General features: G+C 51.2%; 3 protein-coding genes. 1 reads left to right on the top strand and 2 read right to left on the bottom strand.

Features of this window, described 5'->3' with window-relative positions; translation table 11 throughout:
• Both DWA01_RS00115 and DWA01_RS00110 read right to left on the bottom strand, forming a co-directional pair.
• A partial coding sequence (locus DWA01_RS00115) for a L,D-transpeptidase scaffold domain-containing protein (RefSeq protein ID WP_136057623.1) occupies positions 1-841 on the bottom strand: 841 nt, incomplete at its 3' end.
• Between the two features lie 230 nt (positions 842-1,071).
• On the bottom strand, positions 1,072-1,821 hold the full coding sequence (locus tag DWA01_RS00110) for an NRDE family protein (protein ID WP_114283613.1): 750 nt from the start codon (positions 1,819-1,821) through the stop codon (positions 1,072-1,074).
• Positions 1,822-1,985: 164 nt separating this feature from the next.
• On the opposite strand from DWA01_RS00110, the gene DWA01_RS00105 reads away from it, so the two are divergent.
• The coding region (locus tag DWA01_RS00105) for a sulfite exporter TauE/SafE family protein (RefSeq protein WP_136057622.1) at positions 1,986-2,472 on the top strand (487 nt) is incomplete at its 3' end.

Genomic DNA, 2,472 nt, shown 5'->3' with positions numbered 1-2,472 from the left:
TAAGCCAGGCCAGTTTGCTGGCGGTGAAATCCCCGTATTCTTTAAGCATCCAGCGCAAACGCGGCACTTGCCCGTGGGAGTCCCCCAAGCTTAATGTGCGGTCAATGTTTAGCGGATACCAGCCGCCGCTGTCGGCAATATCCTGATAACGGTCCAGTTCGTTGGCCAGCCCTTCATAACCAGAATGCTGGGGCACCAGGTCACTGACCAGAGTATGCAGCTTGCCATGCTCCAAAGATTGCGACAGCAAGCTAATCACATCCAGGGACGTCACTCTAATGGTGGGTGCCGAGGCCACTTTTCTAAAGGAAGGGTGATCCAGTTCGCCGGTATTGGGCAGCAACTCTCGATTCAATACCTGTTGGGCGTAATCGATGAAGGCATCGGACAGCAATACATCGATGGCTGCCGCGTGTTTGGGTTGATTGCTTAGGCGTTTGATCTCGGTTTGTAACTTAGCGATGCGATAACGGTAGGCTTTCCATTCGTCGCTGGCGGTGTGTTTAAGGCTTCGAACCAGCACCTTGCCCGCGTCATTAAGCTGAAAATGGTCCATCCAGATCGGTTGGTGGCCGTGTTGGCGATACAGTTCATCTAACTCGTCACGGTATTGCAGGCTGATGCTACCCACCACCTCGCCGGGGGCGTCGTATAACCAGTATTCAATACTTTCTTTGGCCACCAGGGGTGCCAGTACCGGCCGGGTGCTGCCGCTAAGGAACAGGGCCAAATACAATAGCGCCATACAGATACCGGCCAACATCAAAACGATTTGTTGCTGTTTTTTAGCTGGGGGGCGACTTTTGTGGCGGTGACAATAAAAAGGAGCGCTTCTTTCCATAGCTCAAAGTATGGCAGGGCTATATGGCTTATGTGATGTATTTCACGTGGGCTTTGCGTACTGTGATCGTAAAAATATGCAATGAATTGTGAACATAAAAAATGACGCTTTTAAAATCAAATAGTTAGCGTCACCAATACTTATTTTTGTAAGTTAGGCAATGGAGTGGCGGCCCTAAATAATTAAAAGGTCTAAGAAATTAGATTTTTAATTAGCCTGGATAGCATGCTCTAAAACTCAAATGACAGTAAGTTTGCCAGTTTGCCCTGGCTATCAAAGCTGGCTTCTTGCATTTGAATGCTGTCTTGTTGAATTTGCAATCCGGTGCTGGCTCGGGTGCCATAGGCTGGGCTTTTGATGAAGGCCGGAGACAATAACTCTTCCCATTCTTCCCCTATGCCGGTATCGGGCAGTTGATCTTTAGGGTAGCCCTGGGGGTTATTTAGCAGGGTATAAAGTGGCGCATCTTGCGGCTGTGTTAGCCATTGTGCCAGGGCCTGCTTGGCAAACTCTACCTTGGGCCAATGGGTGTCCAGCTGGGCATTGCTTAAGCCGTATAATCCCGGGGCCAGTTGTTGAGGGCCATCACCATTGTGATTGCTTAAGTACCAGCACTGCTGGCGATTGCCCACCACCAGATTGAAGCCATCATAAAGGGCACCCTGTGCATGAATCTTCTCAAGGTAGTCTTGGCAGTCCAGCGCTTGGCATAAAAAATCGGCCACCAGTTGGCCACGTGAAATGGTGCCTTCATGGGGAGAGGGGATTCTGCGAACATTGGTAATGGCGGCAAAGCGGCCGTCTCGGGTGACGCCCATCCAGGTGCCGCCGGCTTGCAAATCCAGCCCAGCCAATACCTGTGGGTAATCTTCCCAAAATTGCGCACCGCGGCTTTCCCTGGCATGAAACTCATCCCGGTTGGCCACCATGGTTAGTGGGGTGTCGCTGTCTGGCGCGAATTGAAAGCATATTAAGCACATGGGGGCAGTGTACTCATGCTGGTGCGGTTAGTTAAGCCTATTGTAAGCAAAATACACACATTCGCTTGGCACACAGTGTCAGTCTCAAGGCTATCTATGACCACTGGCGACATGACCCTAAAGCCTTCATAATGCCCGCCCAATAAATGGTTATTTAGTATTTCATGACGTTATTACTTATATATTTAGCTGTGGGCGCTTTTGCCGGTTTGCTGGCGGGTCTATTTGGCATCGGTGGCGGCCTGGTTATAGTGCCTGTGTTGGTGATTACCTTCGAAGCCCTGGGCTTTCCTGTGGAAGTGCTAACCCACATGGCTGTGGGCACGTCGTTAGCTACTATCGCCTTTACCTCCCTTAGTTCGGTGCGCACCCATCATCAAAAAGGGGCTGTGGATTGGCCCTTGGCCAGCCGCATCAGCATGGGTATCTTGCTGGGGGCAGTGCTGGGAGTATTAACCGCTAATTCATTAAGCGGTGCCGGCTTGCAATTGGTCATCGGCATCTCGGCGTTAATCGTGGCGGCCCAGATGGGGCTGGGCTTAAAGCCTAAACCCACTCGCTCATTGCCAAGCAAAAGAGGCCTAGTAGTGGCAGGTTCTGGCATTGGCTGGGGTTCGGCTTTATTTGGTATTGGCAGCGGCTCCATCACCG

The organism is Candidatus Halocynthiibacter alkanivorans (genome assembly GCF_003333265.1).
GTDB classification, from domain to species: Bacteria; Pseudomonadota; Alphaproteobacteria; order Rhodobacterales; family Rhodobacteraceae; genus Halocyntiibacter_A; species Halocyntiibacter_A alkanivorans.
The sequence above is the reverse complement of the archived record's forward strand: the minus strand, read 5'-3'. Positions and strand labels throughout refer to the sequence as shown.

Excerpts from the sequence above, each read along its gene's own strand:
- DWA01_RS00110 (WP_114283613.1), bottom strand. The coding sequence starts at position 1,821 with ATGTGCTTAATATGCTTTCAATTCGCGCCAGACAGCGACACCCCACTA.